The organism is Flavobacterium sp. (assembly GCF_039932285.1).
GTDB lineage: Bacteria > Bacteroidota > Bacteroidia > Flavobacteriales > Flavobacteriaceae > Flavobacterium.
Window position 1 is genome coordinate 64,034 of record NZ_JBDTQE010000001.1, and the last position, 15,681, is coordinate 79,714.

Consider the following 15,681-nt stretch of genomic DNA (forward strand, 5'->3'; position numbering starts at 1 on the left):
CATTAGGAATCCGTAAGCACTTCATACTTCGGAAAATAAGATTAAAAAATCATTCTCATTTATATTCTCAATAATTAATTCACACATCATTTTATGTTTGATATTTCTGTTTTAAAAGAAATGAAGCTCCCTGAGCTACAAGAAATTGCTAAAATTGCTAAAATTGCTAAATTCAAGACGCTAAAAAAAGATGAACTTGTTTATCAAATATTAGATTATCAGGCAGCAAACCCTGAAAAAATAGTTCCAATCTCATTAGAAACTACCCCAATAGCTGAAGAAAAGCCTAAGAGAACTAGAATTGTTGAAACTAAAGTTTCAAAATCAATTACTCCCAAAACACTAGTAAATAAGCCAGTTCAACAAGAAGTAATTTCTTTTGAAGAACCTAAAGTTGGAGTAACTCCAGAATTAGACAAACCAGTTGTTGAAACGATACAAAAACAACGTCCACCCAAAGTAATTCGTTTTACAAAAGACGAAAATAATGTGACTAAAGTAGATAATTCTCATAGAAATAAAAAAGTTGTAAAACCTATAATTACTTCTACAAATGTAGAAGAAGTAGTTTCGGAAATATTAGAAAATACTGAGATAGTTCAAAAAGAAAAACCTGTAAATCCAAATCAAAAAAATCCAAATCAAAACCCTAACGCAAAACATAAAAATAACTTTAGAGAACCAGATTATGAGTTCGAAGGAATTATAGAAAGCGAAGGTGTTCTAGAAATGATGCCAGATGGTTATGGATTTTTGCGTTCATCGGATTATAATTATTTAGCTTCACCCGATGATATTTATTTATCAACTTCGCAAGTACGTTTATTTGGGTTAAAAACAGGAGACACAGTAAAAGGTGTGGTTCGTCCTCCAAAAGAAGGAGAAAAATATTTTCCTTTAGTTAAAGTTCTAAAAATAAACGGACATGATCCGCAGGTAGTTCGTGACAGAGTTTCTTTCGAACATTTAACACCAATATTTCCAACAGAAAAATTCCGTTTGGCCGAAAAAGGAAGTTCTATTTCTACTCGTATTATCGATTTGTTTTCTCCAATAGGAAAAGGACAACGTGGTATGATTGTAGCGCAGCCAAAAACAGGTAAAACTATGTTACTTAAGGAAATTGCTAATGCCATTGCATCCAATCACCCAGAAGTATATTTAATTGTTTTGCTAATAGACGAACGCCCAGAAGAAGTTACTGACATGCAACGTAGTGTTCGTGGCGAAGTAGTTGCTTCCACCTTTGATAGAGAACCACAAGAGCACGTAAAAATCGCTAATATAGTATTAGAAAAAGCAAAACGTTTGGTCGAATGTGGTCATGATGTTGTGATACTTTTAGATTCAATCACACGTTTAGCAAGAGCTTATAATACAGTACAACCAGCTTCAGGAAAAGTATTAAGTGGTGGTGTAGATGCTAATGCATTACAAAAACCTAAACGTTTTTTCGGAGCAGCTCGTAATGTAGAAAATGGTGGATCGTTAAGTATTATTGCAACAGCACTTACAGAAACTGGTTCTAAGATGGACGAAGTAATTTTCGAAGAATTTAAAGGAACAGGTAATATGGAATTACAATTAGATCGTAAAATTGCAAATCGTCGTATTTTTCCAGCAATTGATCTTACTTCTTCAAGTACACGTCGTGATGATTTGTTACTTGACGAAAAAACAATACAACGCATGTGGATAATGAGAAAATACCTTGCGGATATGAATCCTGTAGAAGCAATGGAATTTATAAATGACAGATTCAAAAAAACTAGGAATAATGAAGAATTTCTTATTTCGATGAATGACTAAAAAAAATCCTGAAGCTTCAAAAACTTCAGGATTTTTTTTAACAAAATATATTTTTAATAGTTACCGTTTAACAATTCTCCACCAATAGCTGATTTGGCTTCAATTCCAAGTTTCTTCATCATTTCATAAGTAGTACAGACTGCGGCAGAAGTCACTGGAATTCCACATTCCGCTTGAATTAAATCAATCGCTTCTAAAGATGGCATTTGCACACAAGCCGAAACTACTAAAACATCAACATCAGTTAAATCTAATTGTTTATAGATTTCTAATAAATTCATTGGGTTTTGCGCTGCAACTTCTAAATTATCAGGAATTTCCAAAGCAATACTTTGTTTCACTTTTATGCCTTGATGTTCGATATAATCCACTACCATATCCGTTAATGGTCGCATATAAGGTGTAATTATCGAAATTTGTTTGGCGCCTAAAACCTTTAATCCATTGATTAAAGCGCCAGCTGAAGTTACAATTGGTGTTGGAAATTCATTCGCTACCGTTTCCTGATGTAAATTCACTTCCGAAACACAATGATATCCGCGTCCCATACTCATAATCGCTACTAAACACGCATAACCCATAACATCAACATGCGCATCAGATAATTCCTGAGCACATTTTAAACTCATCGCATCCATCGCTTCCAATTCTTCTTTGGTTACTTTTTTCATGCGCATTCTACTGCTGTGAAACGTAAAACGTTCTGGTAAAATGGTTTCACGTGAGCGAAAGATAGCCGGTATTTCGGTTTCCATCGTTACGTTACTTGATGGAACTATTTGTCCTATTCTGAATTTTTTCATTTGTTATTTTTTATTTGTGCCCAGTCGTTGTGCGTCATTTCAAATTTAATTTCATTTTTTCCATGAGTTCCAACTTCGGTCCAACCTTGCTTTCTATAAAACTTTTCTGCCCTTGTATTTGGGGATGTTCCCAGCCAAACCTTATTTTTAGTTTGAGTAAAATACCAGTCAAGCATAATGTTGTGAAGTTTACTGCCAATACCTTGTTTCTCAAATTCGGGTTTGAGGAATAAAGCCCAGATATTATTGTCCTTAAGATCTGCTATAGAAAATCCTATAATTTCATTTTCAACTTCACAAACCCATCCTTTTCCTCTTATGGTCATAAATTCTTCGCAGTCTTTGTTGGTAACTAAATCCGGATTTGACAAAGTATTTTCTGTTACAGAATTTCTAACTATTTGAATTTGTTTTATATCGTTTAGATTTGCTTCTCTGAAGATCATTTTTTTATTTTTATATCTCTTTAATAGTATTCACAATTGTTCCAATTCCTTCCACAGTTGCTTCAACCACATCACCATCAAACATAAATTCTTGTGGATTTCTTCCTGCTCCAACACCAGATGGTGTTCCTGTAGCGATAATATCTCCAGGTTCTAAAGTGAAAACCGTACTTAAATCTTCAATTAAATCGTTGATATTAAATAATAGGAATTTCGTGTTCGAATTTTGCTTTTCTACTCCATTTACTTTTAACGATAAATTTAGGTTGTGTGGATTTTCAATCTCGTCTTTCGTAACTAAAAATGGTCCCATTGGTGCAAATGTATCTTGCCCTTTAGAAACAATCCATTGTCCTTCACGACGACAATCGCGAGCAGAAATATCGTTAATTACAGTATATCCAAATACATAATCTAAGGCATCTTCTTTGGATACGTATTTGCCTTTTTTACCTATTATAACAGCTAATTCCACTTCCCAATCTAATTGTTCCGTTAATTTTGTGTTTTTGATAATATTTGTATTTGTTCCCGTAACTGTTGTTGGTGGTTTCGAGAAAATAATTGGTTTTGCAGGTAATTTCCCTGTTGTGTCTAATGTTCTTGCACTTTCCGCCACGTGTTCTGTATAATTTAAACCAATTCCGATAATATTTTTCCGAGGTTTTTCGATAGGAGCGAGGAAGGTTACTTTATCGATAGGTAAAGAAATATTATCAAAATCTTGAGAACGTGTATCGTTAATCATTTCCGAGATTTCAGCAATGACTTCAAATCCCATATCGATTAATTCTAGCATATCGTTTGGTAATGGGAAATTGGATATTTCTCCAAAATCTTCCATATCCACAACCATATTATTGTGAATAAATCCTAATCTAGTATCAAGGTCTTTTGTTTTGTAAGTAAGTAGTTTCATCTTTTATAATTTTAAACCTTTAAGATATTAAGGTTCATTAAGTTTTTATTTTTTATTGAAATTGATTTTTGTTATTGCTATTGAACTTGTTGGTGTCCATTATTTTCTTCTAATTCTCTCGATTGGAATAAGCCTAAACTTTCAATGACTGGTAAATCGTTGAATTGAAACAAGCAAGCATCTTCCGTTTCTGAAAGATTATGATGTTCGTGCCAAGCCCAAGACGGAACGCAGAAAATATCTCTTTCTTTCCAATCGTATCGTTTTCCGTTAATAATTGAAAAACCTTTTCCTTTTGCACATTGATATACGAAAGAACCTGTGTGTTTATGCGCTTTTCCTTTGAAACCAGCTGGTAATAATTGCATCGCTGCTCCCATAGTTTGCATCACGTGTCCACCCGTTAATGGATTTGAATATTGCATAAAAATCCCATCAAATGGATTCACTTCTGTTACTTTTTGCGTTTCCAAAAGTGCTGGATACACGTTTTTCCACGAATATTTGAATAATGACGAATAGGGTTTATCCCAAGTTAAATCAACCGGAATTAAACCCGCACAATTATAGGCAATTGGAGAATGATTTAGTGGTTTTTCTAAAGGTTGTTTTCCATCGTAAACCGCATAATCATTAGCTTCCAACGCATTGACTAACGGAATGTCTAATCCATCTTGCCAAATACAGGTTTTACCATTTTCGGCCACACCGTGTTCATGCCAAGCAGAATTTGGAGTAATTACGAAATCGTTGACTTCAAACGTGATTTTATTTCCGTCAACCACTGTATAACCGCCTTCGCCTTCCATAATAAAACGCAAAGCTGAAGCACGATGACGATGTGCAGAAGTACTTTCTCCAGGACGAGTAACTTGAATTCCAGTATACAACCAACCTACAGCTGCCGAAACATCTTTACGTTTGTCGTTAACCAAATAGACAACACGTCTTCCCGCTTGTTCTGGCGTCACTAATTCTGATGATTTCAGTACTAATTCACGTAAATCGTCATATTTCCAAAGCATTGGAACGGATGAACTTCTTGGTTCCCAAGGTTCGATATCATTGGCAACCGTCCATAATGCACCAGCGCCAAGCGTTTCTAATTCTTTATAATACGCTACTAATTCTGGCGAATCTTGTACTCTTGCTCTTCCTATTTGATCGTCTGAATGATTTTCTTTCATTTTACCTATATTTAATTCCTACGGAATAGAATTTGTTATTTTATCTCTTATTAAATTCTTCGTGGTTATCAATAAATGTAATTTTTCGAGTTGGCGCAATATTGACTCTCAAATCGAAAATATCAAATCTGTTGTAATGTCCTAAAATGTCGTGCATTTGTTTCGGTTGAATGCATTTTTCTAAATCGATATCGGCATAAACCATTCCTTCTTCATCAATTAATGGTTCGCCAATTACAGCGCCATTTGGACCAATAAATCCTGAAAAAGCAGAATTTTTACGTGTCAATAATTCTTCTACATTTGGCACATCCTCTTTTAAGGCTTCCATAGTTTCTTTAGAAACTGTTGAACACGAAACAATCGTAAACAATTTTCCTTCGAAAGAATGTGCTGCGGCACGAATTTTAATGGCTTCCGCCATATTATAATCTGGTGGCGCCACTGGCAAGGAAATATAATTCGCAACATGAATCAATTCGCCTTGAGAAAGCAAGGTAAAACGTGCTAAAGTATTGGTATTTTCACCACAAGCTAACGTTCCGATTGGACCAATCTCTGTGTTATATACTTTTAACGAAGAACCATCACCAGAAGTCCACGTTAGTTTTTCTGCCCAAGTTGGCACTAACTTTCTGTGTTTTCCGATTAGAATTCCGTTATTGTCAATGATTAAATTGGTGTTGTAAATTTCACCATAAGAATCGCCACGTTCGTTGATTCCGATTACGATATGAATATTGTTGTCTTTTGCTGCTTGAAACAAAGGTTGCATCGCTTCATCATCTGTTTTTACAGAACATTTGTATAGTTTTTCATACCATTTGCTACCTTGAACTGGCGTCATAATCCAATTCCAATATGGATAACCGGCTACAAAAACTTCTGGAAAGGCAATTAATTGCGCGCCATTTTGACTGGCTTCTTTGATAAATATTATGGCTTTTTCCACTGTTTTTTCTACATTTAGAAAAACGGGTGAAGTTTGTACCGTTGCTGCTTTAAATTTTTTAAAGTCCATTGTCGATTTAATTTAAAATAAATAATGAAAGAAAAACAGCAGTGCCAGCAATAAGCATATATACACCGTGAACTCTATCAGATTTTGAGTAAATATATTTTTTTGAACCATCTGTCATAGTTCTTTTTCCAGTTAATAAGAATATTGCAATTCCAATTCCCGCCAAGCCACCCATTATACAAAAACCGTAACCCATAATAAGGGTTAATGAATTTGTTTTTTCAGGTTGTTGGGTTTTAAGTTCTTTTTGAAGCTGTTTGTCAATAATTTCGGAAACTTCAACGGTTATACTCTCTTTTTTTAAAAGATGCTTAGCCAATTTAACATCTAAAGGATGCCATTCATCATAATTTTTCACAACATCTTTTAGTTCATCTATAGTGAAAGTAAAAAGTGGATGAAGAGAATCAATTTCATTAATATTGAACTGCATGTTCTCATCCAGTATTCTAGAAGATTTATCAAAATCATTGGGATTAAGCATAATAAGTATAGAATCCTGTGCTTTATTATTAGCAAAAGTAGCATCAAAATCTTTTGACGTATCTTGTATTTTGAAAGCAATTTTATTAACTTTCAAAATCTGAATCATTTCTTCGGCAACAGAAGAATCAGTTAAACTCATGAATGTTTTAAATTCAATCATTTTGAATGAAATTTGAAATTTTACTTATCATTTCCTCGTTAAAAGGTTCTGCTTTGATATCGGTTTTGTTTTCTTGAAAGGCAACATTTACCAAAGTAACTTCACCTTCTAAGCAAATTTTTTCTTGTTGATCTTCAAATGAAAATCCGCATAAAATTGAAGCGCTACCAAGATTTTTTACCCATAATTTTTTGGTTAAAATTTCTCCTAATCGAGCCGCTTTTTTAAATTGTACTTTCAAATCTACGGTTGGAATTCCGTTAGTTTCGTGCATTTTTGAGAATGGTCTATCTAAAGCCTCTTCAAACCAATCTTCTACCAATCCATTTAGCATTTCTAGAAATCTTGGATAGAAAACTATTCCTGCATAATCAACGTGCTGAAATCGGATTTTTTCTTGTTTTATAAATTCCATTGTTTTTGTTTTTTCAACTCTGTCAAAATTTTGAACTTTGACAGAGTTTAGTGTTTATTTCGTATTACTAAAACTTATCGACACTTGCTTTTTTCCAAACTTTAAAAAGTTCATTAGGAACGGTGCTTCCGTCTAATAAGGATCCCGTTTTTATTTCTGGATATATTTCTTCAAAAGTTTGTGTTTTGCCAACAAGAACTCGCGTACTCACAACTGATCGATCCACTTTATCTGGATGATCTATTCCAGCTGATGCCATTAAATCCATTGCACTTTTTACGGTTTCGTGTTGAAACCTTGCCACTCGAATACTTTTTTCTTCGGGAACTAATCCTTTCATTAATTCTGGATTTTGTGTTGCAACACCTGTTGGACAAGTATTGGCGTGACATTCCAACGCCTGAATACAACCCAATGCAAACATCATTCCACGAGCAGAGTTACATAAATCGGCACCTAATGAGAGATTTCTAATAATGTCAAATCCTGTAATTACTTTTCCGCTACAAATAATTTTGATTTGATCTTTGATTCCGAAACCATTTAAAGAATCATAAACGAAAGCTAAAGCATCGCGCAACGGCATTCCAACATGATCAGAATATTCCTGTGGAGCTGCACCAGTTCCGCCTTCGCCACCATCTACAGTGATGAAATCGAGGTAGGTTTGGGTTTCGACCATTGCCTTACAAATAGATAAAAATTCTGATTTATTTCCGATACAAATTTTCATTCCAATAGGTTTTCCGCCAGAACCTTTTCGTAGTAATTTTACAAAATCCATTAATTCTAAAGGTGTTGTAAAAGCAGAATGACTAGGTGGTGATAAAATATCTTGACCTTTTGAAACCAAACGAATAGCTGCAATTTCGTCAGTTACTTTTTCTTTAGGTAAAATTCCTCCATGACCAGGTTTTGCACCTTGTGAGAATTTTATTTCAATCATTTTTACATTATCTAAAGTGGCTCTTTTTATGTATTCATCATAATTAAAACTTCCGTCTTGATTACGACAACTAAAATAACCAGTTCCGATATTCCAAACCACATCGCCACCTTGTAAATGATATGGAGACAAACCACCTTCACCAGTATTGTGATAAAAACCGCCTTGTTTGGCTCCATTATTTAAAGCTAAAATGGCATTTTTACTCAACGAACCAAAACTCATTGCACTTATATTGAATAAACTAGCTTCATAAGGTTTTGTGCATTGTGATGATCCAATATGAACTCTCGGGTTTTCGTTTACTTGCGAAAATGGAATGGAACGAATGCTATGGTTAATCCATTCATAACCTTCTTTATACACGTCTAATTGCGTTCCGAAAGGCATAGAATCTGTTTGTTTTTTACTCCTTTGGTATACAATACTTCTTTGCAAACGGTTGAAAGGTTTTCCATCTAAATCGGTTTCAACAAAATATTGTCGCATTTCTGGCCCGATAGATTCTAGTAAATAACGCATTCTTCCTAGTAATGGGAAGTTTCTGCGTATTGTTTTTTGGGATTGAAACATGTCATATAATCCCATAATAATTAACGGAAGAAATATTAAAAGTAAGAAACTAAATTTCCAATTAATGTAAATTAATATTCCAGTTAAAGATAAAATGGTTATGCTTATAATTAAGAATGCTTTTCTCATCGTTTTTTATTTCAATTTAAATCGTTGAATTTTTCCTGTTTCTGTTTTTGGTAATACTTCTACAAAATATAATAATCTTGGATATTTATATGGAGCAGCTACTTCTTTAAACCAATTTTGCATTTCTTTTGCTAATTGATTTGAGGCTTCATTATAATCTTTCAAAACTACATAAGCACAAACTAACATGCCGCGTTCTTCATCGGGTAAACCGACAACGGCACATTCTAAAATAGCTTCGTGAGTTAAAAGTACGGATTCTACTTCAATTGCAGCAATATTATACCCTGAAGAAATAATCATATCATCGCCACGAGCAACAAAATAGAAATAGCCATCTTCATCTTGACGGAAAATATCGCCAGTCACATTCCAAGCGTTTTCTACGTATTCTTTTTGTTTGTCTTCTCTATTTAAATATTTACAACCTGTAATTCCTCTAACGGCTAATCTTCCCGCTTCATTATTTGGAACTTCATTTCCATTTGCATCAATAATTTTAGCTTCGTAACCTGTAATAGCTTTTCCTGTGGAACCAGGTTTCATATTTTCCTCGTTGGACGAAATAAAAATATGCAGTATTTCTGTGGCTCCAATTCCGTCGATAATTTTCAACCCCGTTACATCATACCAATCTTGCCAAACTTTTAACGGTAATGTTTCACCGGCAGAAATACATTTTCGAAGACTTGAAATATCGAACTCTTTTATTTTTGTTGTGATGATTCGCCAAGCGGTTGGAGCTGTAAAACAAATAGTAATTTTATATTCCTCGATCGCTTTTAATAACAAATCGGGACTTGGTTTTTCAATTAAGAATGTTGATGCTCCGAAATACATTGGAAATAATACCAATCCACCTAAACCAAAGGTAAATCCAAGTGGTGGACTTCCAGTAAAAACGTCACTTTCTTTTGGTTGCAAAGCATATTTTGGAAAAGCTTCGCAAATATTTAAAATGTCTTTATGATAATGTGCGGTCATTTTGGGTAATCCCGTTGTTCCAGAAGTGAAACCAATTAAAGCCACCGAATCAAATTTGGAATGATAATTTTGAAACGTTTTTAGCTTCGATAGCATTAATTTTTCTAAATCGGAATTTCTGTAGAAACTCACTTTTTTTAAAAAATCAGATTGGACTAGATTCATTTCTTCGGCTAAATCGCTATCGCAAAAAGCGTGAGATATTTCGGCACAATCAATTACAGTTGTTAATTCTTTCGAACGTAATAAAGGCATAGTTGCTACTACAATTCCGCCCGCCTTTAACACCGCAAACCAACAAGCCACCATCATTGGGTTATTTGCGGAACGAATCAATACGCGATTTCCAGATTGAAAACCTAAATTGTCTACCAAAACATGCGCAATCTGATTGGATTTTTCGTATAAATCGTTATACGTCCAAGTTTCTTCAAAAGTTTGTATACAAGTATTGTTACCACGACCTGCTGCAATGTGATTATCCAATAATTTTTCCACACAATTGAGCATTTCTGGTCGATTGAATTGTGGTAAATCCAAGAATTTATATTCTGGTTGCAATTCCAGATTGGGTAAGTTTATGTGTGCGAAATTATCTTCGTAATGTTTCATAATTTCTAATTACTTCTAATTACTCTTTGGTTTCAATGCCTTTTTCATTCCTTCAACCTGTTTTCTTTCAGATGCTTTTAACGGATACAAATGTGAAATTCCCATTTTGTATTGATTTGGGATATCAGTTGGTTGAAATTGTTCGTAAGCTTGCGCATTTCTTACAAAATTTGCATCTAATAATAATGGTCTTCCTAAAGCGACTAAATCTGCTCTTCCATTTAGAATTATCGTATTTATTTGATCAATATCTTGAATATAACCAGCCGTTATGGTTGGAATATGAACTGTATTTCTCACCGCATCAGAAAAAGGTGTTTGCCACATTCTTCCTGTTTGAGGTTTTTGATTGGCGACCGTATTTCCTGTAGAAACGTTGATAATATCGGCTCCAGCATTTTTGAAAGCTTCAGAAATTGTAATTACATCTGTTGCTGAAATTCCGTTTTCCGCCCAATCTGTTGCTGAAATTCGAACTGACATGGGTTTTTCTTTTGGAAAAGCGTTTCTCATTTCGGTGAAAACTCGTAATGGAAATTTTAATCGGTTTTTGATACTTCCACCAAATTCATCTGTTCTAGTATTTGTCAATGGCGACAAGAAAGAAGCTAGTAAAAATCCGTGATGAGCTTGCAATTCAATCATGTCAAATCCTGCTTCATTTGAGTTATTTGTAGCTTGAACAAATTGAGAAGTAATCAAATTCATATCCGCTAAAGTCATTTCTTTTGGCGTTGCCGAATTTTCATGGAATGGAATGGCTGAAGCGGAAAGTAATTCCCAACTTGTTCCAGTAAATGAATCTTCCCAAGGTTTTTTCGTCGCACCTTTTCTTCCGGAATGTCCTAATTGTATTCCGATTTTTGTTTGAGTATGTTGATGAATGAAATCGTTAATGCGTTTCCATTCTGTAATTTGATTTTGAGTGTAAATTCCAGCACAACCTTCTGTAATTCTTCCGGTTTCTGAAATGGCGGTCATTTCGTTTAAAATTAAACCTAAACCACTAATTGCTCTTGAGGTGTAATGTTGAAAATGCCAATCGTTTACTAAGCCGTTTTCTGCCGAATATTGTCCCATTGGCGCCATTACAATTCTATTTTGTAATTCTAAGTTTCTTAGTTTGAAAGTTGAAAAAGCGGCCGATTGATTTATGTCATTGACATTATTATTGTCATTGAATTCTTCTAAAACTTTATCTGTAAATGATTTATCGCGCAAGCGTAAATTTTCATATGTTACTTTTTTTGCACGCGTCATGCATCCAAAAGCAAATTGATAAAACGGGTGTTGGTTGTGACGGTTCATGTTTTCGAACCAATCTAACGAAACCAAAGCTGCGTATTGAATCATTTCAACTGTATTTCTTCGAGTTTTGTCATATTGTTGAAAGGCAGCTTGCACATCAGTTGGATTGGCAATCACGGCGTCCGATAAACCAATTGCAGAATCCATGGCTAATTTTGTTCCTGAACCGATGGAATAATGAGCTGTGGCTTTTGCATCACCTAATAAAACAATGTTTTTATGATACCAATTTTCGTTTGTAACATGGGGAAATTGGCGCCAATGTGATTTATTTGAAATTAACGAATGGCCGTCTAATTCTGCTGCAAATATTTCTGAAATTTTAGCGATAGTATCTTCTTCGTTGGTGACTTCAAAATTAAATTTCTGCCACGTTTCATCCGAACATTCAAAAATCCAAGTACTCATTCCTTCTTGATATTGGTAGGAATGTGCTACGATTAAGCCGTGTTCTGTATTTCTGAAAAAATAAGTAAACGCATCCAATGGTTTTGTAGACCCTAACCAAACGAAACGGTTTTGTTTCATTTCAATTTTCGTACCGAATTCTTTTTCGTATTTGGTACGGACTCCACTTCCAATTCCGTCTGAAGCGATAACCATATCCGCATTTTCGAAGAGAGAAATATCATCTACATTTTGTTCGAAATGCAAATTGACACCTTCTTCTATACATCTTTGTTGCAATAATTGTAATAATGTTTTTCTGGAACAGCCGCAAAATCCATTTCCAGCAATGTTAACCGATTCTCCATCGCGAGCAATGATAATATCATCCCAATAGGCAAATTTGCTTCGAATTAATTCATAAGATTGCATGTCGCGTTTTAAAAATTCGCCTAAAGTCTCGTCAGAAAAAACTACACCAAATCCGAAACTATCATCGGGTTTGTTGCGTTCATACACATCGATTTGACAATGCGGCATTGCTTTTTTAGTTAAGATCGAAAAATAAAGTCCTCCTGGACCACCACCAATTACTTTTATTTTCATATTTTTAATTGAACGCGGATAAAACGGATTCGCAAAAGCGAAGACGCAGATTCACACGGATTTTTATTGTTTATGTTTTTTTAACACCGATTAAAGAATTAGAATAATTTTTGAAATTTGTCAGATTTCTCTAATTGATGTTCCTTGATTATATTAATTTTAAAATTTAACCTCTTTTAATAGAGAATATTTCTCCAATTTTCGAATAATTTGAACCTGCTAAACGAGCTACAGGTTTATAAGTATTCATATTTATTTTGTAATTATCTAATAAGACACTTTCATCAATGTGCATCATTATTATTTTACCAACAATCATTGTAGCTCCGCCAAATTTGTGATTTTCTAATGAGTAGTGGTGTACTAATTCACATTCGAAAGTAATAGGACTTTCTTTAACACGCATTGGTTTTACTTTTACGGAAGTAATAGGAGTAAGGCCAGCTAGTTCAAATTCACTTTCATTAGCTGGAATTGATTGTGAGGTCATATTCATTTGTTCAACTAACTCTTCTGTAACCATATTAACCACAAACTGCTTGGTAGACAATACGTTGTTTAAAGTGTCTTTATTCGTATTATTTCCTCTGACTGTTGAAAACATAACATGAGGAGGATCATCTCCAATCGCATTAAAAAAAGAAAAAGGAGCAAGGTTGTTTATTCCATCTTCACTTATACTAGATATCCAACCAATAGGCCGTGGAATGACAGCTCCTGTAAGTAATTTATAAATAGCTGATTGTTCAAGATTTTTTGGATCGAATTCCATATAAAGCGATATTGTTATACTACAAATTAAACGAAATAATAAGGATATATATAAATCAGTTATTAAAAATTATTAACTTTTAATAAAAAGGTATCTTAATACTCTGTAAATGATTTAGAAAGCAAAATTTTCAATAAATTATTATAAATGTAATTTTTTACAAGTAAAATTAACTACTACATAATTCTTAATGTATAATAATAATAAAAATGTTTTTATTATTATTGCTAATTTAATATATTTATGCAAAATTTATATACATGGAGATTTTAGCATGCCCGAAATGTCAAAACAATAATATTGTAAAAAGTGGTGTGATTAATAATAAACAAAGGTATTTATGTAAAAAATGTAATTATTATTTCACGGTCAATAAACTAGGTAAAAAGATAGATAATTATTATGTTATCAAAGCTATGCAGCTCTATCTTGAAGGGCTTAGTTATCGAGAAATTGAACGTATTATTGGGGTTTCTCATGTTACAGTAAGTAACTGGGTAAAAGAATATAAAATAAAGAAGCCTCCTCATGGCGATTACCATCCCACTTATAAGATATTTAATCATTTAGAGCTTGTAGAATACGTTAAAAATAAAAATTCATTATCTGGAGCAGGTATGGTTATAACCGAGCTAGGGGATAAGTTTATGCTTATAAAATGGGAACGTTTTAAAGATTAACTATATTAGTTTACATATATATATATTATTATTTTTTTTCTTGATTAAAAGTTACAATTTGGCAGTGTTAAAACCAACCAACTAATTAACCAAATTGTATCTATTATGAAAAAACACTATTTAATTCTTTTATTAGGAATGGCTTCCATAAAAGGATTTTCACAAACACCAGCCACAGAAACAATTCCTATTGTTCCTACTCCTATACCTGTAGAAAAAGAATGGGATGTTAGCCTTTATGGTTTCATTAGAACTGACTTCTTTTATGATACTAGAAAATCTGCACAAGTAAGAGAAGGTGAATTAAATCTTTATCCGTTAGATTCTCCAGTTTCTGGCGATGATTTTAATGATGTTCCTTCATCAAACTATTTATCTGTAATCTCAAGACTTGGAACTAAAGTAAAAGGACCAAATGTATGGGGTGCAAAAATGAGCGGAACATTAGAAGGCGATTTCTTCGGAAATGTAGAAGGTTCTTCAATTGGGCTTTTTAGATTAAGACATGCTTATGTTAACATGGATTGGTCAAAAACTTCATTGACAGTCGGGCAAACTTGGTATCCAACATTTATTCCAGAGGTTTTTCCAGGTGTAGCAAATTTTAACACAGGAATTATGTTCAACCCATTTGGTTGGGCAACTCAAATAAAATTAAAACAAAACTTCACTAAAGAATTGTCTTTTGCTTTAACAGTATATAAAGAGAGAGAGTTTGCTGCAACAACAGCAACAATTGGAACCCAGAACTCAGGTACAATTAATTCTGTGATGCCTACTTTACACGGACAATTTCAATATAAAAATAAAAACTGGATTGCAGGTTTGGGAGCGGAATTTAAATCTATCCAACCCTTAACCGATTTTACTTTAGCTCCATCAGGGACAAAAGTTTTAACGACTGAAAAAGTAAATAGTTCGTCTGTTGTGGGATATGTTAAGTATTCTAATGATAAATTTTCTGTTAAAGCTTACGGAATTTCAGGTTCGAACATGCAAAATCAAGTCATGTTAGGAGGTTTTGCTGGTTACACTGCAGTAAATGAAGTTGAAAAATACGAAGCATCAAAAGCAACTGCTTTTTGGCTAGATATAGCTAGTAATGGTAAAAAAATTGCTCCAGGTTTGTTTTTTGGTATGACAACTAATAATGGAACAGGTCGTTCTTTAAATCCTGGTGAAACAGTAAAATATTATATGAGAGGTGTTTCTGGAACTAGAGTTGTTGATCAAGTAATGAGAGTTGCAGGAAGAGTAGATTTTAAACAAAATAAATTCAGAGTAACTCCAGAAGTTGAATATACAACAGCGACTTGGGGTGATTTAAATGCTAATGGAAACGGATCAGCCGATTTAAACTCTAGAGATGTTTCTAATGTTAGAGTAATGGTTTCTTGCGCTTATTCATTTTAATAAAAATAAATTTAAAAAGTATACT

At 33.6% G+C, this 15,681-nt stretch carries 14 protein-coding genes; 3 read left to right on the plus strand and 11 right to left on the minus strand.

What is annotated here, in order from left to right; genetic code table 11:
- Positions 1-93: 93 nt before the first annotated feature.
- Positions 94-1,809, plus strand: coding sequence for a transcription termination factor Rho (rho, locus tag ABI549_RS00365; RefSeq protein WP_348074457.1), 1,716 nt, complete (start codon positions 94-96; stop codon positions 1,807-1,809).
- 53 nt (positions 1,810-1,862) lie between these two features.
- On the opposite strand, the gene ABI549_RS00370 is transcribed toward rho, so the two are convergent.
- The 11 genes from ABI549_RS00370 to ABI549_RS00420 all read right to left on the minus strand — a co-directional run bounded on the left by ABI549_RS00370 (position 1,863) and on the right by ABI549_RS00420 (position 13,563).
- Positions 1,863-2,612: an Asp/Glu racemase gene (locus tag ABI549_RS00370; RefSeq protein ID WP_348074458.1), complete on the minus strand. Its 750-nt coding sequence runs from the start codon at positions 2,610-2,612 to the stop codon at positions 1,863-1,865.
- Positions 2,609-3,058, minus strand: coding sequence for a GNAT family N-acetyltransferase (locus ABI549_RS00375; protein ID WP_348074459.1), 450 nt, complete (start codon positions 3,056-3,058; stop codon positions 2,609-2,611). Before ABI549_RS00375 ends, ABI549_RS00370 begins: the two co-directional genes overlap by 4 nt.
- Positions 3,059-3,068: 10 nt before the next feature.
- A complete protein-coding gene (locus tag ABI549_RS00380) occupies positions 3,069-3,977 on the minus strand; it encodes a fumarylacetoacetate hydrolase family protein (RefSeq protein ID WP_348074460.1) in 909 nt (302 codons plus the stop codon).
- Between the two features lie 77 nt (positions 3,978-4,054).
- Complete coding sequence (locus tag ABI549_RS00385) at positions 4,055-5,164, minus strand: cupin domain-containing protein (protein WP_348074461.1); 1,110 nt, start codon at positions 5,162-5,164, stop codon at positions 4,055-4,057.
- Positions 5,165-5,204: 40 nt separating this feature from the next.
- Positions 5,205-6,185 (minus strand): carbon-nitrogen hydrolase family protein, encoded by a 981-nt coding sequence (locus ABI549_RS00390; protein WP_348074462.1) that lies wholly within the window; start codon positions 6,183-6,185, stop codon positions 5,205-5,207.
- A 7-nt stretch (positions 6,186-6,192) separates the two neighbouring features.
- Positions 6,193-6,810, minus strand: coding sequence for a hypothetical protein (locus ABI549_RS00395; protein WP_348074463.1), 618 nt, complete (start codon positions 6,808-6,810; stop codon positions 6,193-6,195).
- A gap of 13 nt (positions 6,811-6,823) precedes the next feature.
- Positions 6,824-7,246, minus strand: coding sequence for an acyl-CoA thioesterase (locus tag ABI549_RS00400; RefSeq protein ID WP_348074464.1), 423 nt, complete (start codon positions 7,244-7,246; stop codon positions 6,824-6,826).
- 67 nt (positions 7,247-7,313) lie between these two features.
- A complete protein-coding gene (locus ABI549_RS00405) occupies positions 7,314-8,894 on the minus strand; it encodes an FMN-binding glutamate synthase family protein (protein WP_348074465.1) in 1,581 nt (526 codons plus the stop codon).
- Between the two features lie 6 nt (positions 8,895-8,900).
- A complete protein-coding gene (locus tag ABI549_RS00410) occupies positions 8,901-10,490 on the minus strand; it encodes an AMP-binding protein (protein WP_348074466.1) in 1,590 nt (529 codons plus the stop codon).
- 15 nt (positions 10,491-10,505) lie between these two features.
- Positions 10,506-12,791 carry a bifunctional salicylyl-CoA 5-hydroxylase/oxidoreductase gene (locus ABI549_RS00415; RefSeq protein WP_348074467.1) on the minus strand — a complete coding sequence of 762 codons (2,286 nt, stop codon included), beginning with the start codon at positions 12,789-12,791 and terminating at the stop codon, positions 10,506-10,508.
- Between the two features lie 166 nt (positions 12,792-12,957).
- Complete coding sequence (locus tag ABI549_RS00420; protein WP_348074468.1) at positions 12,958-13,563, minus strand: flavin reductase family protein; 606 nt, start codon at positions 13,561-13,563, stop codon at positions 12,958-12,960.
- 260 nt (positions 13,564-13,823) lie between these two features.
- Between ABI549_RS00420 and ABI549_RS00425 the strand changes: the two genes are divergently transcribed.
- Positions 13,824-14,243: a helix-turn-helix domain-containing protein gene (locus ABI549_RS00425; protein WP_348074469.1), complete on the plus strand. Its 420-nt coding sequence runs from the start codon at positions 13,824-13,826 to the stop codon at positions 14,241-14,243.
- A gap of 105 nt (positions 14,244-14,348) precedes the next feature.
- Positions 14,349-15,656, plus strand: coding sequence for a DcaP family trimeric outer membrane transporter (locus ABI549_RS00430; protein WP_348074470.1), 1,308 nt, complete (start codon positions 14,349-14,351; stop codon positions 15,654-15,656).
- The last annotated feature ends 25 nt before the right edge of the window (positions 15,657-15,681 follow it).

What these genes read in the sequence shown, in the direction of transcription:
- rho (WP_348074457.1), top strand. Translation starts at nt 94, where the DNA reads ATGTTTGATATTTCTGTTTTAAAAGAAATGAAGCTCCCTGAGCTACAA.
- ABI549_RS00370 (WP_348074458.1), bottom strand. Translation starts at nt 2,612, where the DNA reads ATGAAAAAATTCAGAATAGGACAAATAGTTCCATCAAGTAACGTAACG.
- ABI549_RS00375 (WP_348074459.1), bottom strand. Translation starts at nt 3,058, where the DNA reads ATGATCTTCAGAGAAGCAAATCTAAACGATATAAAACAAATTCAAATA.
- ABI549_RS00380 (WP_348074460.1), bottom strand. Translation starts at nt 3,977, where the DNA reads ATGAAACTACTTACTTACAAAACAAAAGACCTTGATACTAGATTAGGA.
- ABI549_RS00385 (WP_348074461.1), bottom strand. Translation starts at nt 5,164, where the DNA reads ATGAAAGAAAATCATTCAGACGATCAAATAGGAAGAGCAAGAGTACAA.
- ABI549_RS00390 (WP_348074462.1), bottom strand. Translation starts at nt 6,185, where the DNA reads ATGGACTTTAAAAAATTTAAAGCAGCAACGGTACAAACTTCACCCGTT.
- ABI549_RS00395 (WP_348074463.1), bottom strand. Translation starts at nt 6,810, where the DNA reads ATGAGTTTAACTGATTCTTCTGTTGCCGAAGAAATGATTCAGATTTTG.
- ABI549_RS00400 (WP_348074464.1), bottom strand. Translation starts at nt 7,246, where the DNA reads ATGGAATTTATAAAACAAGAAAAAATCCGATTTCAGCACGTTGATTAT.
- ABI549_RS00405 (WP_348074465.1), bottom strand. Translation starts at nt 8,894, where the DNA reads ATGAGAAAAGCATTCTTAATTATAAGCATAACCATTTTATCTTTAACT.
- ABI549_RS00410 (WP_348074466.1), bottom strand. Translation starts at nt 10,490, where the DNA reads ATGAAACATTACGAAGATAATTTCGCACACATAAACTTACCCAATCTG.
- ABI549_RS00415 (WP_348074467.1), bottom strand. Translation starts at nt 12,791, where the DNA reads ATGAAAATAAAAGTAATTGGTGGTGGTCCAGGAGGACTTTATTTTTCG.
- ABI549_RS00420 (WP_348074468.1), bottom strand. Translation starts at nt 13,563, where the DNA reads ATGGAATTCGATCCAAAAAATCTTGAACAATCAGCTATTTATAAATTA.
- ABI549_RS00425 (WP_348074469.1), top strand. Translation starts at nt 13,824, where the DNA reads ATGGAGATTTTAGCATGCCCGAAATGTCAAAACAATAATATTGTAAAA.
- ABI549_RS00430 (WP_348074470.1), top strand. Translation starts at nt 14,349, where the DNA reads ATGAAAAAACACTATTTAATTCTTTTATTAGGAATGGCTTCCATAAAA.